The following is a 21,114-nucleotide window of genomic DNA, read 5'->3' on the forward strand; positions in this document are numbered from 1 at the left end:
GTACATAGGAATTTTCAAAGACACCAATGTATCATTTACTGATATAAACAACTTGGAGTATGCGAAAAATTCAATGATATAAATTTGTTGTGGATTTTTAGTAAAGGCGGAACTGATCAAAGTATCGGTTATTGGAAGCAGTAACCGGCACTTTGATTAGTTAACTAAAAGCTAAACTAAACAAAGTATTGGTTGTCATTTATATGATAATCTAAAAAATAAGGAGTGAAAGTATGAAACTAAAAACCGTATTGTTTGGAAGAACCTATCAATTTAAAAATGTTAATGAAGTCCAAGCAAAAGCAAGTCAAGAGAAATCCGGTGATCAGCTGGCAGGTTTAGCTGCATCTTCAACTGAAGAAAGAGCGGCTGCAAAAATCGTATTGGCGGATATGTTATTATCAGATATTCGAAACAATCCAGCAGTTCCCTATGAACTTGATGATGTTACTCGAGTCATTCAGGATCAGGTTAATGAAGCCGTTTATCGGGAAATTAAAAACTGGACGGTGGGAGATCTGCGCGACTTTATGATGTTGTATACATCAACAGGTCCGATAATTCAAAGAATCGCGACTGGATTAACAGCAGAAATGATTGCCGCTGTTACAAAAATTATGTCAAATATGGACCTGGTTTATGCCGCTAAAAAAATTGATAATGTTGCCACCTGTGTTACAACCATCGGACAACGTGGTATTGCCGCGAATCGTTTATTACCGAATCATCAAACCGATAATATCGATGGTATTTTTGCAGAACTCTACGAATCCCTTGCTTATGGGGTTGGGGATGCCATGCTTGGTTTGAATCCAGTTCAAGATACGGTGGAATCAACAACGTTCTTACTGCAAAAATTATATGATTTTAGAATGAAATGGGAAATACCAACACAAAGTTGTGTGCTTTCACATATTACGACACAAATGGCGGCGCTTCGTAAAGGTGCACCTTTAGATATGATTTTTCAATCCATTGCCGGTACGCAAAAGGCCAATGAATCATTTGGCGTAACCACAACAATGCTTGATGATGCTTATGATCTGGGAAAACGCGAATGTATTTCCGGCGGGAAAAACATCATGTACTTTGAAACAGGAGAAGGTTCAGAACTTTCCTGTGATGCCCATATGGGAGTTGATATGCTAACCCTGGAGGCCCGTACCTATGGTTATGCCAAACGATATGATCCCTTCTATGTCATGTCTGTAGTTGGATTTATCGGACCGGAATATATTTACGATTCAGTTCAACAATTGCGAGGCGGCCTTGAAGAACACTTCATGGGGACATTATCATTATTCCCAATGGGTGTGGATGTCTGCTATACCAACCATATGCCGGCCAGTCAAAATGATTCTGAAAACCTGGCATTATTACTGGCACTCGCCGGTATGCCTGCCTTTGTAACCGCACCAATGGGTGATGATATTATGCTTAACTATCAATTGCTGGGTAATCATGACTGGCAATCACTTCTGGAACTGTCCGGAATGAAACGAATACCTGAATTTGAAAAATGGTTACAAAAAATGGAGATACTCGACGAATACGGTATGTTTACCGAAAAAGCCGGCGATGCTTCAATATTCTTAAAGTAAAAAGAAGGGGTGATATAAAATGATAAATGAAGCTACTTTAAAAGATACAATTCGTGACATTATTAAAAATGTTATACAAGAAGAATTAACTGAAGCAGGAACGGGTTCTGTGCAGAATCAATCAATTGTGACGGCAACGGCAGATAACAGCGATGATGGCTTTGTAGAAGATGTGACCGCGGAAACGATGCAGGATATATTCTATGTTCCAAATCCATACGATCGCGATGGATACATGAAAATGAAAGAATTTACTTCCGGTCGCTTAGGTATTTGGCGAGCAGGACCAAGACCTTTAACCAAATCATATTTGAGATTTGTAGCAGATCATTCAGCCGCTCAAAATGCGGTATGGTCAGATGTTGATGAAAAACTGATTGATGATCTCGGCTTTATCAAACTTTCCACAATTGCTGTTGATAAAGCAGAATACCTTAAAAATCCCAATACCGGGAAAAAATTGACAGATGACGCAGTAGAAATTGTCAAAAAAAATACGGTTAAGAATCTGAATGTGCAAATTGTATTTGCCGATGGACTAAGCTCGCGCGCCATTGAAAAAAATGCCGCAGATTTCCTTCCCGCTTTCCAGCAGGGGCTGAAATCACTGGGGATCACTTACTCAACACCGTTTTTTGTAGCAAATGGCCGCGTTGCCATCGGTGACGAAATCGGAGAACTTACAGATGCTGACGTTATTGCAGTATTATGCGGCGAAAGACCAGGATTAAACTCCACCGGATCGATGGGAGCATACATTACCTATAAACCAACAATGGGGATGGAAGAAGCCAGACGAACTGTCATTTCAAACATTCATGCAATGGGAACAGCACCGGTTGAAGCAGGTGCCCAAATAGCTGAGCTTTGTCAGACCATGCTTACGCATAAAATGTCTGGCGTAGAATTAAAATTAGTATAAATTGGATAGGAGGATTAACCAGTGTTAGGAGAAATTATACGCGCTAATGTTGTTTGCAAGAATATGATACCAAATGTAAGTGACGATTTAGCCAAGGCGCTTAATCTTAAACCACATCAACGGAGCATCGGTCTTATTACCGGCTCCATTGATGATGTCACATTTATCGCTCTTGATGAGGCAACAAAAGCAGCGGATGTCGAAGTCGTTTACGGAGAATGCCTGTTCTCGGCATTTGTTGGTATTTTTACAAGCTTTGCCGGGGAAGCCCTTGGTATCCTGGCAGGCGAAAACCCTGCTGAAGTACAGAGCGGTCTGGACGCATGCGCCGATTATATTGAAAACGGAGCTTTTTTCGTAAATGCGAATGATAAAGGAGAGTCCATTTATTTGTCCCACTGCATATCAAGTACCGGCAGTTATTTATCAGAAACATGCGAAATACCTGCCGGAATGCCGATAGCCTATTGCATTGCCCCACCAATTGAAGCAATCTATGGTATCGACGCGGCTTTAAAAGCTGCGGATGTGAAAATTTGCAAGACCTTTCTACCACCAACTGCGACATCAAACTTTTCCGGTGCATTGATGACCGGTTCACAATCCGCTTGTAAAGCAGCCTGTGATGCTTTTGCCCAAGCCGTTCAATACATTGCAAATAATCCGATAGTAGGTTAAGAAATGAATTCCGTCGGTATCATCGATACGGTTGGTTTTGTAGGCTCTGTGAACGCACTGGATACTTGTCTTAAAACCGCTGATGTTGAATTTGTGCGGTTTGAAAAAATGTCAGGTGGGATTGTATCGATCGTTATCAAAGGGGATGTTGCCGCTGTATCAGCCAGTATTGCCGCAGGGGTAGAAGCGGCGAAACTGGTAGGAAAATACAAAAGACATACTATTATAGCAAGACTTGACGATCAGACTCAGAAAATGCTCAGCTCAGGCAAGTCGTCCAGATATCAAGAGCTGACCTGTGCTGCACCCGTGAAGATTGCTACAGTGGATATTCAAGAAGAGAAATTTAATGCTGAAGAGATACTTCATGGTGAAGAAGCGATCACCGAAGATTTATCGTCAGCGGCAGTGGCGAACGATAAAGAATATGATTACTCGGAAGAAGCGCTAAATCTTATGACCGTTTCCAGGTTAAGAAAATTAGCCCGGGATATAAACATTAAAGGAATTAGCAGAGAAAAAATCAAAAGATCTCGTAAATTTGATCTTGTAGCAAATATTTTAAATGAATTAAAGAAAGAGGAGGAATAAATTGTGGAGTTAGTAGACAAAGATCTATTATCAATTCAACAAACACGCTTATTGCTGAAAAAGGCAAAAGAAGCACAAATGAAACTTGCACAAATGAATCAATCAGAAATTGATTGTATTTGTGAAGCGATCAAAGACGCTGCAATGCGAAACCTCGAAAAGCTTGCGAAATTAGCATATGAAGAGACTGGATTTGGGAAAACAGAAGATAAAGTAATTAAAAACTATTTTGCCTCAAAGGTTGTGTATGATAGCATAAAAGACTTGAAAACAGTTGGAATAGTCAGTACTGATGAAACAAAAAAAATGTATGAAGTGGCAGTTCCGGTTGGCGTAGTGGCTGCTTTAATTCCATCCACGAACCCAACATCAACAGCTATATATAAGGCGCTGATTTGCATAAAAGCAGGGAATTCAATCGTTTTCTCACCCCATCCAACGGCTAAAAACTGTATCATTGAGACCATAAAAGTGCTCAAAGAGGCGGCCGTAGCAGCAGGAATGCCGGCAGACTGTATGGGTTGTGTAACAGAAATATCGATGGCAGGAACCAACGAGCTATTAAAGAATAAAAACACCAGTTTAATACTGGCAACCGGCGGCGAGGCAATGGTCGCAGCTGCCTATTCATCCGGTAATCCGGCGCTTGGTGTCGGACCGGGGAATGGCCCGGCCTTTATCGAAAAGAGTGCGGATATTCCCCGTGCCATCAAGCTTATCATCGATTCACAAACATTTGATAATGGTGTTATCTGCGCATCAGAGCAGTCGATTATTATTGAAAAAGAATCGGAACAGGAAGTAACAAGAGAACTCGTAAAACAGGGTTGCTATATGCTGACACCAGCGGAAAAAGAACGTCTGGAAAAGATAATGCTGACACCTAAGATGACAATGAATCCTAGAATTGTCGGGAAAACAGCACCATATATTGCTGAAATGGCAGGGATCAAAGTCCCTGAGAATACAAAAATACTCATTGGTCTGGAAAACAGAGTTGGACACAATTTTCCATTTTCACGAGAAAAGCTTTGCCCTGTCTTAGCTTACTTTATTGAAGATAACTGGACAAAAGCCTGTGAAAGATCGATTGAAGTTTTAAATAATGAGGGTGCCGGTCATACGATGATTATTCACTCAAATAATGAAGAAATTATCAGAGAATTTTCGTTAAGGAAGCCAGTCAGTCGATTATTGGTCAATACTTCCGGTTCATTAGGCGGAATTGGCGCAACAACCAATTTATTGCCGGCCCTTACCCTGGGTTGCGGTGCCGTTGGCGGAAGTGCAACATCTGATAATATATCGTCGGTGAACTTACTTAATTTAAGGCGTGTAGCCTACGGTGTCAAAGAGCTGGACGAAATACGAGCTAGCATTGAGTGTGATTGTAAAAACAATCAAGTTAAAAAAACAGTAAGCGACACAGAACTGGATCGAGCCGTTGAGAATAAACTTGACCGCGTTACCGATCTGATTTTCGAAAAATTGATAAATCAATTAAATATATAATTTTACTTGGAGGTAAAAAAAATGGCAAATACAAATGCATTGGGAATGATTGAAACACGTGGTTTAGTAGGAGCAATTGAAGCAGCTGACGCAATGGTAAAAGCAGCAAATGTTACTTTAATCGGAAAAGAACAAATTGGCAGCGGACTGGTAACCGTTATGGTTAGAGGCGATGTTGGCGCAGTAAAAGCAGCAACTGATGCAGGTGCTGCCGCAGCAGAAAGAGTTGGCGAGTTAGTTTCAGTCCATGTTATTCCACGGCCACATGCGGATGTTAATGAAATGTTGCCAAAGGAAAAAGGTTCTGATAACTAGGTCGATTAAACAATTGATTTAAGTGATGTGGGGACACATCACTTTAGTTTAATTAAGGAAGTGAACCAATGAATTTAATAACTGAAGATGGCATAAAAAAAATTATAAAAAGTGGGCAATCGATCATCAATAGCGAATTGAGACTTCCAAAAGATTCGATAGTAACCCCTTCGGCTAAGTCCGTACTGGCAGATCATAAGTTGAAACTGGTATTAACCGACGATGACACCGATCAAAAACCAACGACAAAGGTTATGGAAAATGCTTCTAAAATGGCAGCGAAGAAAATTGGCAGGTTCACATTGGAAAGCGGTGGTTTTTTAGATGATAAACCGGAGCACATGACTCAGGTTTATGGGAATCTACTTGTTAATAAGGATCATAAACGGATTAAACTCAGAGGCGAAATAGATTTGTTAATGGGAGAAATAATGAAGGTTCAGTTACGAGCTAATGAACTTAAATTAAATGATCTTGTTTTGGATTTAGGAGAGATATTTAAATATATCGGTGAATTATCAAGAGCAGAAGTTTTAAACGAAACACTATCGACAAGTAAACTCCTGGGGTTGAGTCACCAGGAAATTCGAGAAATGTCACATAACCCCAAAAAATATTTTGGTCATGAACACTTATTTAATATTACATATGAACTGGGTGAAATTCCGATCCTATTGAATTCACTCCGGGCATTGATCAGAAAAACTGAAGTGGCCTGTTATGAAGCGTTTAAGCTGGCAGATGGAACTGTTGGAAGAAACGACCTGATGCAGGAATATAACCGCTTATCATCGATTATGTATATTATTATCTTTAAGTATTTAGATCATTAATACTGAAAGGCGAGAGATGAGCGATCAAATAGAAAAAATCGTCGAGATTATTTTCGATAAAATTTACACAAGATTCAAAAAATCGGGCTATGTTGAGATTGAAGCCTCAGGCCGCCATGTGCATTTGTCACGGGAGGTCATCGACAAACTATTCGGAAAAGATTATCAGCTGACAAACATCAAAGCGTTATCTCAACCCGGACAATTCGTTGCCAAAGAACGGGTAACGCTTATCGGCCCAAAAGGGCAGCTCCAAAATGTTGTGATTTTAGGCCCGGAAAGAAAAAAATCACAGATTGAAGTTTCAAAAACCGATGCCAAAATATTAGGTGTCAAGGCACCGGTTCAGGAAAGCGGAAAATTTCTGGGAACAGCGCCCATCGAAATCAGTGCAAACGGAAAAACATTATATCTTAACGAAGGCGTGTTGGTGGCGGAAAGACATATTCACATGTCACGGGAAGACGCTCAAAATTTATCATTAAAAGATGGTGATCGTCTGGACATTGAAGTGAAAACCGATCGACCGATGATTTTCAAGAATGTTAACCTCAGGGTTTCCGATAAATTTGATACTTATATGCATATCGATTATGATGAGGCAAATGCTTGTAACCTTGCAGGAAGAACATTAGGATTGATTGTGAAAAAGTAGAAAATTCACCTTTGGTTTTCGAAGAATGAGACAGTCAATCGCAAATGTATAAAAATAAACCCGACAGAATTGTTGTCGTTTCATAAAAACAATTGTTTATATAAACAGACAGCATATATTTCGCAATTATCTTAGAATAGGAGTGAGTAAATGGACCTGGAACTGGTAACCAACGAAGTGTTCAAACGCTTAATTGAAAAAATTAATCAGTATCAAACAGAAGTCGAAGCGATTTCAGGTAAAAAGTTTCTTCAATGCGATGGCACTGCTGTAACGATCCCAGGATATGAGGCGGTGTTTTTAGAGGCGATCAAAGATAATAATGATTTTCTGGGATATGAATTTCTGGTGATTAGCAAGCTTTCAATCGATGAAATGGCCGCTTCGGTCAATGGCGTTGCCATTAATGGTAAAACCCGGGCATTACGTCAATTTTTACTGACCGGAAAAAATGTTTATGTGATCGAAGAAGGTCTTGAATATCGGATGTACAAAGCAATTGCAAATCCGGTGTTCTACAATGTTTTCAGAGATCATGAAAAGCAATTGGAATTGTGCGGCGTTCGTATTATGAGCATTGTGGCCCTGGAAAGCAGCCTCATTTCTGAGGGAAAAGCGGCATTGCCGGAAGTTGCCAAAAAAGAGATCCGGGAAGAATCGACTGCAACCGTTATAAAACCTGTTGCCAAGTGCAGTACGGTGAAAAAACTAATCAACTTTGAACTGGCAAAACAGCTTGCGGTGGAACCAAACATTGTTTTAAAAACCGGGACATTGGTGACTCCCTATGCAAACGATGTGTTTAGAGAAAGCAACACAACCATTACCTATATTTGATCAGATAAAAAACCTTTAAACGATAGCTGAAAAAGATTATAATTATGATTATAAAAAAAGAAACAGGAGAATTTTAATGAATGAAAGCGTAAAAGCCCGACTGGACAAAAAAAATCTTAAGTATGTTAAATATGGTATCGCATGGGCAGTAACGGCAGGATTAACCTACGGTGTCGGACCCACATTTCAAACATTTGCAATGGGGGAGCAACCATTTGCTTCTTTAGCATTGATGAGTTTGATGTTAATACCAATGATTATGGCTGCCATGCAAGATGGTATAGCAGCAATTCTTGTTTTCCTAAAAAATGCACAGGCAGGAAAACATCGAGAGTATCTTAGAATTGCCAAAACAAAGCCAGGACGATTTATTATGCTGGCAGCATTCTTTGGTGGACCATTGGCACTTGGCAGCTATATGGCAGCTGTTACCTTGTGTGGACCGGTGTATTCCCTTATTTTCACGGCGATGTTACCCGCATTTGGGGCACTGGCGTCACGATTGTTTTTAAAAGAACACATAAACGGACGTGCCTGGATTGGAATTGGTTTAGCTGTTGCAGGAGCAATTACAGTAGGCTGGATTCCACCATCAGGAGAAGCTTATCCGCACTTTTATTTAGGGGTGTTATTTGCATTAGTATGTGCAATTGGTTGGGCCTTAGAAATGGTTGTTGCAACGGCAGGAATGGATTTTGTTGATCCGGAAATTGCGATTGGGTTCCGTTTTGTTATTTCAGGATTACTTTCATTTTTAGCTATTCCAATTGTTTCAGGGTTAGGACTTGTTTCCTGGGGATACTTCTTTGAGTCAATATCATCATTATCGGCGGTATGGATGATTGGTGCTGCTCTATTTGCTGGAGGAAGTTACTATTTTTACTATCGGGCCGGAAATGCCGCCGGGGCAGCCCGTTCGATGGCTATTAATCCAATAATGACAATTAGTGCCACAGTTTTAGGTGTTATTATTTTTGGTGCGACATTAAAGATTAACTTCTTTATTGGTTTAGTTGTTTTATTGATCGGTTGTGTGCTTGTGGTTGGAAAGCCTTCAGAGTTAATTTCGTTAAGGGATATTGAGGGGAAACCATCAGAGTTAATTCCGATAAAAGATGCTGAGTAGATAGAAAAATTCTGGAACTAGGCTACGATTATATAAAAAAAAATAGAAAGCAGGAATTAAATTATGAAAGCGCCAGTAAGATTCTATATGATCAATCTATTGATTAAGAATAAAGGGGGATTGACACCCCATCAATTTCATACGCAATTGAAACCTATATATGGAAATGAAAAACAATGCAACGAGACTGCCATTGACGACCATTTGATGTCGATGAAAGGCGTTGGTTTGGTGGAAGTTAAAAATGTAAAGGAAGACAAGGATAATAACCTGGTTGTAACTTATGCTATCACCGAATACGGCGCAACCCGGGCAAAAAAATACATACCTGAATTTTTATTTTAAACACACGATCATAAAAGTATAAACAACATAATTATAGCAAAATGCTGATAAAAAATTGTCCCGCTTTGTGGTGGCGATAATTTTCTGATTAGTGTTTTGCTAAATTTTTAATCATTTTTCTGATCGATATTTATAGATGTGTAGTTTATAGCTTTATAATCGAAAAAATATCAGTAAAGAATAATGCAGAAAGGTAAAAAATGAAATCAAATAAAATTAGTTGGAAGCAAGGACTGGTTATCGCGTTAGGCGTACCAATGCTGATTCTTCCGAATATCGGGTATTTTGCAGGTTACGTCGGCGTATTTTCAATCATTGTCTGGATGCTTTCAATCTCCCAGGGTTTTCTTCAAAACATCGCCTATGGAGACTTTGCGCTGATGTACCCCGAGGCCCGGGGCTTGCCGGGTTATGTTCAGGCAATTTTCAAAGGCAAAAGTCCCGAAGATTATGACATAAACAAATTTATTGGCGGCTTTAGCGCCTGGGGTTATTGGATGGCCTGGAATCCGGTATTGGCAATCTTTTCACTTCTGATCGGAACATATTTACATGGAATGATACCTGCCCTGGGCAGTTTTTCCGAAAAGTCGATTTCACTGGTGGCCGGAGCAGTTATATTTACAGTCCTAATCATTATTAACCGAAAAGGTTTATCCGGCGGGGCCATGATTGGAAATATTCTGGCGGTGGTTGCATTGATCCCACTCGTCGTTCTGTCGATCGTGCCCATTGTAACGGGACAGTTCCAGTTAAGTAATATTACAGCAGTGAGTTTATTTCCAGAAACCTGGAGCTGGGATGTTACCCACATCCTGATATTGCTGGGAATAATGGCAATGGCTCAATGGAGTGCCTGCGCCTGGGAAACCGCCGCAGTTTATGCCCCGGATTATGAAAAGCCCAAGAAAGATTTACCGAAAGCATTATTCTTCTGTGGACTGATTTGTCTGGTAACCTTTGTGCTGGTCCAAACTGCATGTGTCGGGACACTGGGAATCCAGGGAATTCTCGAAGAACCATATTCACCAATGCTTTTAATGGCGAAGATGTCATTTGGTAACGCAGGCGCATTTGTAACAGTCATTATGCTCATGGCATCGATGATTTTAATCATTCAGACAGCCTTGCTTGGTTCATCGCAGGCGATGCAGTCAATGGCGGTGGAAGGAAATCTGCCGAAAGTATTAGCCGAAACAAATAAATACGGGGTACCGGTCAAGGCCATGATTTCAATTGCTATTTTGAATTTTGTTTTGATTTTCATTGGAACCCCATCTGCCATTGTCGCCGGCTCGGCCATGGGCTATGTTATCGCCAATGGCATCACCCTTTTTGCTTATTTTAAAGCCAAGGGAGACCAAAAAATACTTGCACCAAAATGGTGGAAATATGTCGGACTTGGTTTTTGTATGTTGAATATTCCCTTATATCTAGCAGGGATTTTCTACATCAATAAATTAGACTACGGCATGGCCCCGGCGTTGATTGGGGTTCTCGTCCTTTTCCTTTTTGTTCCTTTCTGGCTCTATGCAAGAAAAGAAAATACCGGCAAAAAAAAGATGCTAAAAGCGGGAGTGAAAACCAGTTAATGATAGCATCTTGGTTTTATGAAAACGTCAGTTCAATCCCAAGGGGCGGGTATTACCCGCCCGCAACGTAAATAGCCACACCAACGCCCGCACTACAAACAAACGTCAAATTCACAACAATAATTTATAGACGGAGATTGAAATGAATAAGTTTAACAGAAAGTCAATTGGAAATAAAGTAACATCATTAGTATTAGCATTTGTTGCAATGGCATTACTATTAATCGGAATAACGGTTATTACTCTCAGCATTTATACTGAGAATAAACAAATAGAAGAACGCATGAACCTGCAACTCGACAGTACAATTAACCGAGTTGAACAAACCCTGGGTAACCACAGCGATGTTGTCAGCAGTTTAGGAAAGACCATTGGTGTAACCGGAAATCAAATGACAACCCAGGCGTATAGTGATCTTATCACCCAATACATTGGCCTCAACGATGACACATATGGTGCTGGTGTCTGGTATGAATACAACGGCTATCGGCCCGAGCAAAAATATTTCGGTCCGTATGCCTATCGTGAGGGTTCAAATATCATCTTTTCTGAAACGGAATTCAGTACAGACGAATATGACTATCCCAACCAGGAGTGGTATGTAGTTGGAAAAAATGCAAACGATGAAATTGCCTGGTCACCACCATATAAAGACGACATTCTGGGAATTTCTGTGGTAACTGCTACTCAAGCCTTTTACGACAGCGGTAAAAATTTCCGGGGTGTGGTCACTGGCGACATCGACTTGAGCAGTATCCAGAAAATGGTCACTGAAATTAAGGTTGGCGAAACTGGACGGGCTTTTCTTGTGGATCAAACGGGCCTCTATATCGCAGACCTGGATGTATCCAAGGCGATGAGTGTCAATCTGTTGGAAGATTCGAATAAGAGTCTGTCAAAACTTGGGGTGAATATTATCAGCGGTGAAACCGGAACTGGCGTTTTTACGGATAGTGCTGGAAAAAACAATATATACTATGCACCCATTTCCGAAACCGGGTGGACACTGGCCATTATGGAACCCCAAAGCGAACTGAATAAACCCATAATGATGCTGATTTACCAGCTTATTGGTTTGTTTTTATTAACCCTGCTTATTTTAAGCATTATCCTTATGAACTTGATTAAAGGTGTGGTCAACCCCATCGTTTTAATTACCGAGCTCTTTCATAAAGCTGAAATAGGAGATTTTGAAAATAAAATTCCCAATGAAATTATCAATCGTCAGGATGAGCTGGGAATGCTTGGTTTATCCTTCAAAAAATTATCGGAAAACATTCAGGAAAATATTATGACACTAGAACAGATCTCGCTGGGAAATCTCAATATTCAGGTGGACGTGAAATCAGATAAGGATGTTCAATCCAAGAGTTTAATTAAAGTTGTAGAAAATCTGAAGAATCTCGAAACTGAGGTAGAAATGCTTACTCAATCGGCCACCGATGGCCATTTATCGATCCGCGGCGATGCCGGCAAATTCCAGGGCAAGTACCGGGATATAGTGGTTGGCGTCAATAATATGTTAAATGCCGTGGTCGAGCCCCTCAATATGTCGGCAGACTATGTTAATAAAATCAGCCGCGGGGATATACCCGAAAAAATCATCGCCGCCTATCATGGCGACTTTAATACCATTAAAGAAAATCTGAATTCCTGTATTGACAATATCAATGCCATGGTGTCCGATGCCGAAATGCTGGCCCGGGCAGCCACCGACGGTCACTTGGAAATAAAGGCGGACGCCACTCGCCACAGCGGCGATTTCCGTAAAATCATCAAGGGCTTTAATAATACTCTAAGCGCCCTGTTGGCACCCATCAATGAGGGCCGCCAGGTGATGAATAAAATGGCCGTCAATGATTACACTATTTCCATGAAAGGCGCCTATAAAGGCAATATGGCAGAGTTTGCCGAGGAAATCAACCGGGTTCATGCCGGTCTGCTCACGGTTCAGGATGCCTTTGTCGATATTTCCCAGGGCAATACCAGTCGGCTTAACGACTTTGTTGCCATTGGCAAGCGCTCCGATAACGATAAGCTGATCCCATCGATCATTGCCACCCTGGCCACCATTGACAATCTGATTACAGAATCCCGAAATCTGGCCCAGGCCGGGATTAACGGTAACCTGGAAGTCCGCAGCGATGCGACAAAATTTGCCGGCGGCTATCGGGATATCGTCGAGGGCTTCAACCAGACTCTGGATTCCATCGAAGAGCCCATCAACGAGGCGGCCAATATGCTTGAACAGATGGCCGCCGGTAATCTGACCCAACTCATGGAGGGGGATTATCGGGGCAGTTATGCGATTATCAAAAACTCCCTGAATGATACCATGCGGTCATTTAATGCGATTCTCGGCAGTATCAACCATTCCGCTGATGAGGTTGCCTCCGGATCCAAACAGGTATCCTTTGGTAGTCAGGCCCTGGCCCAGGGCGCTACCGAGCAGGCCAGCTCCATGGAAGAACTCAATGCCTCCATTACTGAGGTGGCAGTTCAAACCAGAGAAAACGCCTTAAATGCCAACCAGGCCAATCAGCTGACCCGCATTGCCCAGAAAAATGCCGAAGACGGCAACACCCAGATGCAGCAGATGCTTAGCTCCATGGAAGAAATCAATGCCGCCTCGGCTAAGATTTCGAACATCATCAAGGTTATTGATGATATCGCCTTCCAGACCAATATTTTGGCCCTGAATGCGGCGGTGGAAGCCGCCCGGGCTGGACAGCAGGGCAAGGGCTTTGCGGTGGTGGCTGAAGAGGTCCGTACTCTGGCTGGACGCAGTGCCGAAGCTGCCAAAGAAACCGCCGAACTGATTGAAGGTTCCATTTCCAAGGTTTCAGAAGGGACTGTCATTGCCAACAACACCGCTGAGTCGCTCACAGAAATTGTGGACAGGGTTGCCAAAGTTGCCGCCCTGGTCAGTAAAATTGACACCGCTTCCAACGAGCAAACCGTTTCCATCAACCAGATCAACACCGGCATCGAGCAGGTATCCCAGGTTGTTCAGACCAACTCGGCTACCGCCGAAGAAAGCGCCGCCGCCAGTGAAGAACTCTACAGTCAGGCGGAAATGCTCAAAAACATGGTCAGCAAATTCGAATTAACCAAGACAAAATAAGACGGATGACTATTGGTGTTAAAATCGTCCTGGGGACAATGGTAAATCGTTGTCGGCTGCAAGATCGTACAGGCTGTCGCCTGTTCGCCTTGATGCCGACAACTGATGTTACGATTGTCCCCAGGACTTACTTTTTGATTTTATCGACAAGTCAGAGGCAATGAATTTTCATTGTCTTTTTTTACGTTAAAATTATTTGATGCCCATGGCAATCTGCCGGGCCCAGGCATCCGCATCCAATACCTCATCAAGGGTTGGGTTGGCAATCACCGAATGCTTTTCCATGACCATATTATTAATTCGGGGAATATCCACAAAATGAATTTCTTCATTTAAAAACCGGGCCACCGATACCTCGTTGGCGGCATTGAGCACACAGGTCATCGACCCGCCGACTTCCAGGGCATCGTAGGCCAGCTGCAGACAGGAGAAGGTTTTCAGATCGGGTTCCTCAAAGGTCAGCTGACGAACCTGGTGAAAATCCAGGGACTGGCGCTGATTGGAAATGCGATGGGGATGGAAAAATGCGATTTGAATGGGCAGGGCCATATCCGGCATGCCCAGCTGGGCCATGGTTGAATGATCCACAAATTCTACCATCGAGTGGATAATGCTCTGGGGATGAACTACCACATCAATCTGTTCATTGCGTAAATCAAAAAGCCATTTGGCCTCAATCACCTCGAGCCCCTTATTCATTAAGGTGGCGGAATCGATGGTGATTTTTTTACCCATGGACCAGTTTGGATGTTTAAGGGCCTGGTCAAGGGTTACCGATTGGAGCTGCTTCCAGGTTTTGCCCCGAAACGGTCCCCCGGAAGCGGTGATGATAATCCGGTCAATTTCATCGTGCCGATTGCCCATCAGACATTGGAAGATGGCTGAATGTTCGCTGTCCACCGGCAGCATCGCCACACCTTTTTTCGCAGCGGCTTCCATTACAATTTTTCCGGCTGCCACCAGGGTTTCCTTGTTGGCCAAGGCAATATCGATACCCTGGTCAATGGCCGCCAGGGTTGGCCGCAAACCAATCATTCCGGAAACCGCCGTCAGGAGCATGTCAATGCCGGAAAAGGTGGCGACCTCAATGAGCCCCTCAATACCGGTGACTACCACAACCTTGTTTCCCTTGGATTTTAAACGTTTCTCAAGAATCAGCGCACAATCCTTGTTCATCACACAGACCATCGTTGGTTCGTATTTTTCAATTTGCTTTTCTAATAAACCAATGCTGGTATTGGTAGATAAACCGACGATATTTAATGTTTCACTGTTTTCAGAAACTACTTCCAGCGCCTGGGTGCCAATGGAACCCGTGGAACCGATAATACTAATATTCTTCATTGATCACTACCCCGTTCTTTTTCTTCTTATTATATCATAATTGTTTGTCAAAAGATTATCATTTTTCACACTCTACGTCGGACAGTTCAGAAACACTAAGTACGCTTGAACGACAATTGTTACATCAAGTTGTGTGCATCATGGCGAACACCGAAGGTGTCCGATCTTGAAGCACACAACGATTAACAATTGGTCGTTCAAGTGAAACCGAAAGTGGATACTGTCCGTAAAGGTTGGCCACAGGTAAAAAACCGGGATGAAATAATAATTTGCTTCAATAATGTATCTCAAAGAAGTAAAATATTCCATTTCTTACCGCATTGCTTTGGAATATAATCATGTAAACGAATAAAATTTGGAGGTGCTGTTATGGCAAAAACCTATTATTTTCCACCAATCGTGATTATGGGACCGGGGGCAGTTGAATTGATTGTTCCTGAAATTCAGAGAATGAATGTAAAAAAAGCCCTTGTTGTCACCGATCAGGTATTAATTGATGCCGGCGTGGCAAAAATTGTCTTTGATGTTTTAGATGCTGCAAAAATTGACTACACCATATTTTCAGATGTTAAACCCAACCCAACCGTTACAAATGTAAACGCAGGTTATCAAAAACTTCTTGATGACGAATGCGATTTTGTTATAAGCATCGGCGGCGGCTCACCCCAGGATACCGGCAAGGGGATTGCCATTCTAGCCACAAACCCCGGAGATCTACGGGACTACGAAGGCGTTGGTAAAACCGCCAACAAATCGCTTCCCATTGTAGGCATTAACACCACCGCCGGAACAGCCAGTGAAGCAACCATCAATTACGTTATTACCGACGAAGATCGTAAATTAAAAATGGTTATCGTCGATCCCAATTGTCTGACAACCGTAGCGGTAAATGATCCAATATTAATGATCAAGATGCCAAAATCCTTAACGGCGGCAACCGGGATGGATGCACTTACCCATGCGGTTGAAGGCTATACCACCGCCGGCGCAACCCCATTCACCGATCTTTTCAATCTGGAAGCCATTAAAGTTATTTCCAAAAGCCTGAGAAAAGCCGTCGCTGATGGCGAAGATTTAGACGCCCGTGACGCCATGGCCTATGGTCAGTTTGTCACCGGGATGGGATTCTCCAACGGCGGCCTGGGAATTGTTCATTCCATGGCGCATCAGTTGGGCGGTTTCTACGATCTTCCCCATGGCGTTTGCAATGCCATTCTGCTGCCATATGTTGTGCACTTTAACGCGGATGCCGTCGGCGATCGTTTAAAAGATATTGCCGTGGCAATGGGTGTTGATGTGAGTCGGCGGGAACCAAAAGAAATCAATATCATGGCCATTGATGCCATTAAGAAACTGTCTAAAGACGTTGGCATTCCCACCGGCCTCAAAGAAATCGGCGTACAGGAAAAAGATTTCGGCGAACTGGCAGATTTGGCACTGGCCGATATCTGCACCGGCGGAAATCCTAAATGCCCGACCAAAGAAGAAGTGATGGCCATCTATAAAGCCGCTTTTTAAACCGGCATAAATCGTCCCGGGGACAATGGCAAATCGTTGTCGGCGGCATGATCGGACAGGCGAGCCTGTTTGCCATGATGCCGACAACTGATGTTACGATTGTCCCCGGGACTTACGTTGCAGTATTATAATAGTAATGTGACAAAACACAGAGCTCTCTGAAATTCAGAGAGCTTTTTTATTTGTAAAAAATTAAGTCATTCAGCAAAAAATATGCAATTTTACTGTATCCTTCCTAAAAAAATGATATAATAAAGCATTCAATAGAATATTGAAAACCATAAAATTTAGAAAAACATTGGAAACGCACAAATAAAAGACCATTTAATACCTGCGTTTGGTTTATTAAATAATTACTGTCATTGGACAGTACACAAAACATAAAGCAGCTCCAACGACCAATTGTTACATCAAGCTGTGACCATGGGGTCAGACCCTGTGCATCAAGGCGAACACCGTAGGTGTACGATCTTGCAGCACACAGCGATTAACAATTGATCGTTGGAGCAACACCTAAAGTAAATAACTGTCCGCCAGGGACATTGTGTTTATTAACCAGCAGGAATACCAGTTTCGCAATTATCTAAAAATTTAATATAGAGGAGGGAAAGAGGATGCTGACAACTTTTATTCATACCGGTGATTTTCACCTAGGTCGCCCCTTTACCTTTAAGCAGCAAGGCAATTATTACGGAAAAAATAGACGCAAAGAATTGTGGACAGCCTTTGAATTCACCATTGAATTTGCAAATGCGAAGAGAATCCCCCTGATATTAATCGCCGGCGATCTTTTCGATTCAGCTAACGTCCTAACCATGGATGTGAAACGGGTAGCAGAGGCCTTTGGTTCTCTTAAACAAACCCAGGTGGTGATCATCACCGGAAATCACGATTATCACGGTGACAATTCACCCTATGAAAAAGCTATCTGGCCCAAAAATGTTTATATTTTTAAAGAAGATGTTTTCCGGTCAGTTTATATTGAATCACTGAATACCGAAATATTTGGCATGTCCTGGGTAAAAAACCAGTACCGGGAATTTCCCGAACGATCCTTTAATGCCCTGAAACTCGAAGATACCCGTTACAACATCCTTCTGGCCCACGGCGAAGTCGGTGGTCAGGGCACCTATCTGCCACTCGATCTGCGACTCCTGGAAAGCAAAGGTTTTGACACCATTGCCCTGGGACATATTCATAAACCGGGAATATCCCCGGGAAAAGCCGCCTACTGCGGGTCACCGGTGCCCCTTAACTTTGGCGAAACCGGAGAGCATGGATTTTTGGTTTCCCGGATTAAAGTCGACACCGAAAATCAACAATTTATAACAACCAGTGGCATCAATCCGATTCCGTCACGGAGCTATCAAACCAGGGAAATCGTGGTTGGACCCGAGCAGTCATACAATGAAATTATCGACATGGTGGTAAACTGCGACAGCTATGAAAAAAGACAACAGGATTTTTATCGCATCCAGTTTACCGGATTTATCGACCCGGAAATACAGCTTGACTGGATCGATGAAGACCTGGAAGAGGCCTTTTATTATGTGGAAACAGACACATCAAGGCTGGAACCGGACATTGATATCGAACAATTGCTGGAAGAAAACAAAGACAACCCAGTGGGACAATTTTTAGAAGCCCTAAAAAACATCCAGGATCCGGAAGTCAGAAAAAAAGCCATGATCTACAGCATTGAAGCCATGGTGGGAGAGGGTCTATTAAGATGAAAATAAAAAAAATAACAATGAACGCCTTTGGCAAGTTCCAAAATAAAACCATCAACCTGGAACCCGGGTTAAACCTCATTCAGGGAAACAACGAAGCTGGAAAAACAACCACCCAGGCCTTTATTCAGGGCATGTATTTTGGCTTTTACAAACCCTACCGAAAAAAGAAAACCTATGGCATGGAGTATGAAAAATACATGCCCTGGGAACAATTGGATTACAGCGGGTCCTTGATTTATGAGGTGGATGGCCGGGAAATTCGCCTGGAACGTAATTTTCTCAGAGGCAAAGACAGCCTGATGATTTACGATAATACCACCGGAGAAGACATTACCCAGGAATTTAAATACGATGGGGTCATCCGTCAACACCTGCCCCTGGGGGACCTGGGAATCACCCAGGGCATTTATAACAATACCGTAAACATTCGCCAGCTACCCTTTGAACTCGAATCCGGTTCCCAGGAAGAAATTCGCCAATGCTATCTGGAGCGAAAAAATGCCGACGGCAACGATATGAATTTCAACGGGATTATCAGAAGGCTGGAAGAAAAAAAGAAAACCATTGGCCGATCCGGTCAAAGCAAGTCCAAGGTCGGGGCGGCGGTGCGAAAACGGGATGAGCTGCTTGTCGCTCTCAGAGACGGGGAAGAAGCCTATGCAAAGGTGGCCAGAAACCAGAAAACCATTGCTGCCTATCAAAAGAGAATGAAACAGATCGAATCCGAAAACGAATTTCTGGTCAAAGAATCCGTGGTAAATCGGAAACGTGAACTCCTCCAGACCTATGAGAAAATTACCCAGCTTGAAAAAGAAAACAACCAGATTAAAGAAGCAGTCAAGGATTGGGACGACTATAGCCGCTTTAATTTTAAGACCCTGGAAGGTCTTAAAGCTATTGAAAATCAAATTGACCGTCTTAGCGACCAAATGAACTATATCGAAAAAGAAATGGATGATCTGGTCCATCAAATTAAAAACATCCGCAGAAAAGAAGAATCCAAACGCGGCTGCTTTAATGGCAATACCTGGGAAACCATCGCTAAGGATTATGAAAACTTTCTTGAGTTCAAGCGGGTGCCAGAGGCCATGAAAGAAAAATCGAGCTTCGGCATCAGTATTGTGCTCATCAGCCTAATCATTTTCGGGATTGGTCTGGCTGGCACCATGATGAATGGTACCTTGCCACTGGATGAAACCGTGGAAAGTATCTTATTAACCCTTGGAATCGCCATGACCCTTGTCGGAGTGGTCAGTGCCATTTATGTGCCGGCGACCAACAACAAGAAGCGCCGCAGCCAGGAGCTTGAGACCATCAATGACGAACAGCATTCGATTTTTGTGAAATACGGTGTGGCAACAGCAGAGGAATATGAAACCTATTATAAAAAAGCCTTTAGAATCCAGAAAGAACTGGAACAGATGAAAAACGAAGGTGAACTATTATTGATTCAGCAATCCCGGCATCAGGCTGGATTTGAAGTTCTGTTTGAGCAACATCGGGGTATCACCCGGGAATTTGCCAATCGCCTGGCTGAATACAAGGTCAAATCCATAGAAGTCTATGTTGAAGGCTGCAAAAAAGGTCAGCAGTTTGATGAACTGATGGTTCGCTTGAATACCAACCAGCGCTTGCTGGAAGGTCTTTATGAAACCGTCAACGCCGGAAAAATCGTGGGGGGTAATACCCTTTGGGAACAGGCCACACCAAAAGCCGAGGAAATCCTCAATCTGGGCAAAGAAATTGCCCGTCTGGAAGGGGAGAACAGTACCCTGATGGAAGGGGTCAGTTTGCCCATCGAAACCAGTGAGGCGCTAAAAACATTAACGGCTCAAATTGACACCTGTAACCTGGAAATAAAAGGCTGTGATGCGGCCCTTGAAATTCTTGAACGCACCCAGAAAGAATCCCATCATGAATCGGCACCCGAGCTTAATCTAAAAATTGGCGCCATTCTGGGGGAGGTAACCCATCATTACCAGGGGGTTAAAATCGATGATCGCATGAAGGTGAAAGTTGTCGATCCCGATGGCGGCAACTTCAGAGAAGCGGAACAGTTAAGCGCCGGCACCATGGATCAGGTACATTTCGCCTTTCGCTACGGCATCTCTGATGCTTTAGATCGAGACATTCCTTTTATCCTGGATGAACCCTTTGCCCGATACGACGCCGAGCGAAAAACTCAGGCCCTTAAATTGCTGGCCGAGCTGAGCCGGCGTAGGCAGGTTATTCTCTTTACCTGTGGAATGGACGAAGAAAAAACCCTGAAATCACTGGGTCAGGACTTTCATACCATCGAATTATAAAAAAATTGAGTTTTGCATAAAAATTTACCCTAAATTTCTGCCCCTAAGTAATGGAAATCCTTTACAATGAATATATGAAACA

The 21,114-nt window shown here is 42.6% G+C and carries 17 protein-coding genes; 16 read left to right on the forward strand and 1 reads right to left on the reverse strand.

The genetic code is table 11. The features are described from left to right. Nucleotides 1-233 precede the first annotated feature (233 nt). From eutB to AKG39_RS06115, 13 genes are all read left to right on the forward strand, one after another. Entirely contained in the window at nt 234-1,601 is a 1,368-nt protein-coding gene (gene eutB, locus AKG39_RS06055; RefSeq protein ID WP_050739481.1) for an ethanolamine ammonia-lyase subunit EutB, read from the forward strand. 19 nt (nt 1,602-1,620) lie between these two features. Next, nucleotides 1,621-2,523, forward strand: a complete 903-nt coding sequence (gene eutC, locus AKG39_RS06060) for an ethanolamine ammonia-lyase subunit EutC (protein ID WP_050739482.1) — start codon at nt 1,621-1,623, stop codon at nt 2,521-2,523. A 21-nt stretch (nt 2,524-2,544) separates the two neighbouring features. After that, complete coding sequence (eutL, locus tag AKG39_RS06065; RefSeq protein WP_050739483.1) at nt 2,545-3,201, forward strand: ethanolamine utilization microcompartment protein EutL; 657 nt, start codon at nt 2,545-2,547, stop codon at nt 3,199-3,201. A 3-nt stretch (nt 3,202-3,204) separates the two neighbouring features. Then, nucleotides 3,205-3,792: a BMC domain-containing protein gene (locus AKG39_RS06070; RefSeq protein ID WP_050739484.1), complete on the forward strand. Its 588-nt coding sequence runs from the start codon at nt 3,205-3,207 to the stop codon at nt 3,790-3,792. Between the two features lie 3 nt (nt 3,793-3,795). After that, nucleotides 3,796-5,304 carry an acetaldehyde dehydrogenase (acetylating) gene (locus AKG39_RS06075; protein WP_050739485.1) on the forward strand — a complete coding sequence of 503 codons (1,509 nt, stop codon included), beginning with the start codon at nt 3,796-3,798 and terminating at the stop codon, nt 5,302-5,304. 21 nt (nt 5,305-5,325) lie between these two features. Then, complete coding sequence (eutM, locus tag AKG39_RS06080; protein ID WP_050739486.1) at nt 5,326-5,619, forward strand: ethanolamine utilization microcompartment protein EutM; 294 nt, start codon at nt 5,326-5,328, stop codon at nt 5,617-5,619. A gap of 68 nt (nt 5,620-5,687) precedes the next feature. Continuing rightward, nucleotides 5,688-6,452, forward strand: a complete 765-nt coding sequence (locus AKG39_RS06085; protein WP_050739487.1) for a hypothetical protein — start codon at nt 5,688-5,690, stop codon at nt 6,450-6,452. Between the two features lie 16 nt (nt 6,453-6,468). Further along, entirely contained in the window at nt 6,469-7,107 is a 639-nt protein-coding gene (pduL, locus tag AKG39_RS06090; protein WP_050739488.1) for a phosphate propanoyltransferase, read from the forward strand. 150 nt (nt 7,108-7,257) lie between these two features. Further along, nucleotides 7,258-7,944 (forward strand): hypothetical protein, encoded by a 687-nt coding sequence (locus AKG39_RS06095; RefSeq protein WP_050739489.1) that lies wholly within the window; start codon nt 7,258-7,260, stop codon nt 7,942-7,944. Nucleotides 7,945-8,020: 76 nt separating this feature from the next. Continuing rightward, nucleotides 8,021-9,070 (forward strand): DMT family transporter, encoded by a 1,050-nt coding sequence (locus tag AKG39_RS06100; protein WP_050739490.1) that lies wholly within the window; start codon nt 8,021-8,023, stop codon nt 9,068-9,070. A 63-nt stretch (nt 9,071-9,133) separates the two neighbouring features. Next, nucleotides 9,134-9,415, forward strand: a complete 282-nt coding sequence (locus AKG39_RS06105) for a hypothetical protein (RefSeq protein WP_050739491.1) — start codon at nt 9,134-9,136, stop codon at nt 9,413-9,415. Nucleotides 9,416-9,615: 200 nt separating this feature from the next. Continuing rightward, nucleotides 9,616-11,007 (forward strand): APC family permease, encoded by a 1,392-nt coding sequence (locus tag AKG39_RS06110; protein WP_050739492.1) that lies wholly within the window; start codon nt 9,616-9,618, stop codon nt 11,005-11,007. 142 nt (nt 11,008-11,149) lie between these two features. Next, the gene (locus tag AKG39_RS06115; protein ID WP_050739493.1) at nt 11,150-14,131 is read left to right on the forward strand and encodes a methyl-accepting chemotaxis protein; all 2,982 of its coding nucleotides are present in this window, start codon (nt 11,150-11,152) and stop codon (nt 14,129-14,131) included. Nucleotides 14,132-14,323: 192 nt separating this feature from the next. On the opposite strand, the gene AKG39_RS06120 is transcribed toward AKG39_RS06115, so the two are convergent. Continuing rightward, the gene (locus AKG39_RS06120; protein WP_050739494.1) at nt 14,324-15,475 is read right to left on the reverse strand and encodes a 1-deoxy-D-xylulose-5-phosphate reductoisomerase; all 1,152 of its coding nucleotides are present in this window, start codon (nt 15,473-15,475) and stop codon (nt 14,324-14,326) included. Between the two features lie 369 nt (nt 15,476-15,844). Here AKG39_RS06120 and AKG39_RS06125 point away from each other — a divergent pair, with 369 nt between their 5' ends. From AKG39_RS06125 to AKG39_RS06135, 3 genes are all read left to right on the forward strand, one after another. Continuing rightward, on the forward strand, nt 15,845-16,993 hold the full coding sequence (locus AKG39_RS06125; RefSeq protein WP_050739495.1) for an iron-containing alcohol dehydrogenase: 1,149 nt from the start codon (nt 15,845-15,847) through the stop codon (nt 16,991-16,993). Nucleotides 16,994-17,607: 614 nt separating this feature from the next. Beyond that, nucleotides 17,608-18,726 (forward strand): metallophosphoesterase family protein, encoded by a 1,119-nt coding sequence (locus AKG39_RS06130; RefSeq protein ID WP_050739496.1) that lies wholly within the window; start codon nt 17,608-17,610, stop codon nt 18,724-18,726. Further along, nucleotides 18,723-21,032: an ATP-binding protein gene (locus AKG39_RS06135; RefSeq protein WP_050739497.1), complete on the forward strand. Its 2,310-nt coding sequence runs from the start codon at nt 18,723-18,725 to the stop codon at nt 21,030-21,032. Before AKG39_RS06130 ends, AKG39_RS06135 begins: the two co-directional genes overlap by 4 nt. Nucleotides 21,033-21,114 lie beyond the last annotated feature (82 nt).

It is taken from the genome of Acetobacterium bakii, assembly GCF_001263355.1.
In the GTDB taxonomy this organism is placed as follows: domain Bacteria; phylum Bacillota; class Clostridia; order Eubacteriales; family Eubacteriaceae; genus Acetobacterium; species Acetobacterium bakii.

Excerpts from the sequence above, each read along its gene's own strand:
- eutB (WP_050739481.1), top strand. The coding sequence starts at position 234 with ATGAAACTAAAAACCGTATTGTTTGGAAGAACCTATCAATTTAAAAAT.
- eutC (WP_050739482.1), top strand. The coding sequence starts at position 1,621 with ATGATAAATGAAGCTACTTTAAAAGATACAATTCGTGACATTATTAAA.
- AKG39_RS06070 (WP_050739484.1), top strand. The coding sequence starts at position 3,205 with ATGAATTCCGTCGGTATCATCGATACGGTTGGTTTTGTAGGCTCTGTG.
- eutM (WP_050739486.1), top strand. The coding sequence starts at position 5,326 with ATGGCAAATACAAATGCATTGGGAATGATTGAAACACGTGGTTTAGTA.
- AKG39_RS06085 (WP_050739487.1), top strand. The coding sequence starts at position 5,688 with ATGAATTTAATAACTGAAGATGGCATAAAAAAAATTATAAAAAGTGGG.
- pduL (WP_050739488.1), top strand. The coding sequence starts at position 6,469 with ATGAGCGATCAAATAGAAAAAATCGTCGAGATTATTTTCGATAAAATT.
- AKG39_RS06095 (WP_050739489.1), top strand. The coding sequence starts at position 7,258 with ATGGACCTGGAACTGGTAACCAACGAAGTGTTCAAACGCTTAATTGAA.
- AKG39_RS06100 (WP_050739490.1), top strand. The coding sequence starts at position 8,021 with ATGAATGAAAGCGTAAAAGCCCGACTGGACAAAAAAAATCTTAAGTAT.
- AKG39_RS06105 (WP_050739491.1), top strand. The coding sequence starts at position 9,134 with ATGAAAGCGCCAGTAAGATTCTATATGATCAATCTATTGATTAAGAAT.
- AKG39_RS06110 (WP_050739492.1), top strand. The coding sequence starts at position 9,616 with ATGAAATCAAATAAAATTAGTTGGAAGCAAGGACTGGTTATCGCGTTA.
- AKG39_RS06115 (WP_050739493.1), top strand. The coding sequence starts at position 11,150 with ATGAATAAGTTTAACAGAAAGTCAATTGGAAATAAAGTAACATCATTA.
- AKG39_RS06120 (WP_050739494.1), bottom strand. The coding sequence starts at position 15,475 with ATGAAGAATATTAGTATTATCGGTTCCACGGGTTCCATTGGCACCCAG.
- AKG39_RS06125 (WP_050739495.1), top strand. The coding sequence starts at position 15,845 with ATGGCAAAAACCTATTATTTTCCACCAATCGTGATTATGGGACCGGGG.
- AKG39_RS06130 (WP_050739496.1), top strand. The coding sequence starts at position 17,608 with ATGCTGACAACTTTTATTCATACCGGTGATTTTCACCTAGGTCGCCCC.
- AKG39_RS06135 (WP_050739497.1), top strand. The coding sequence starts at position 18,723 with ATGAAAATAAAAAAAATAACAATGAACGCCTTTGGCAAGTTCCAAAAT.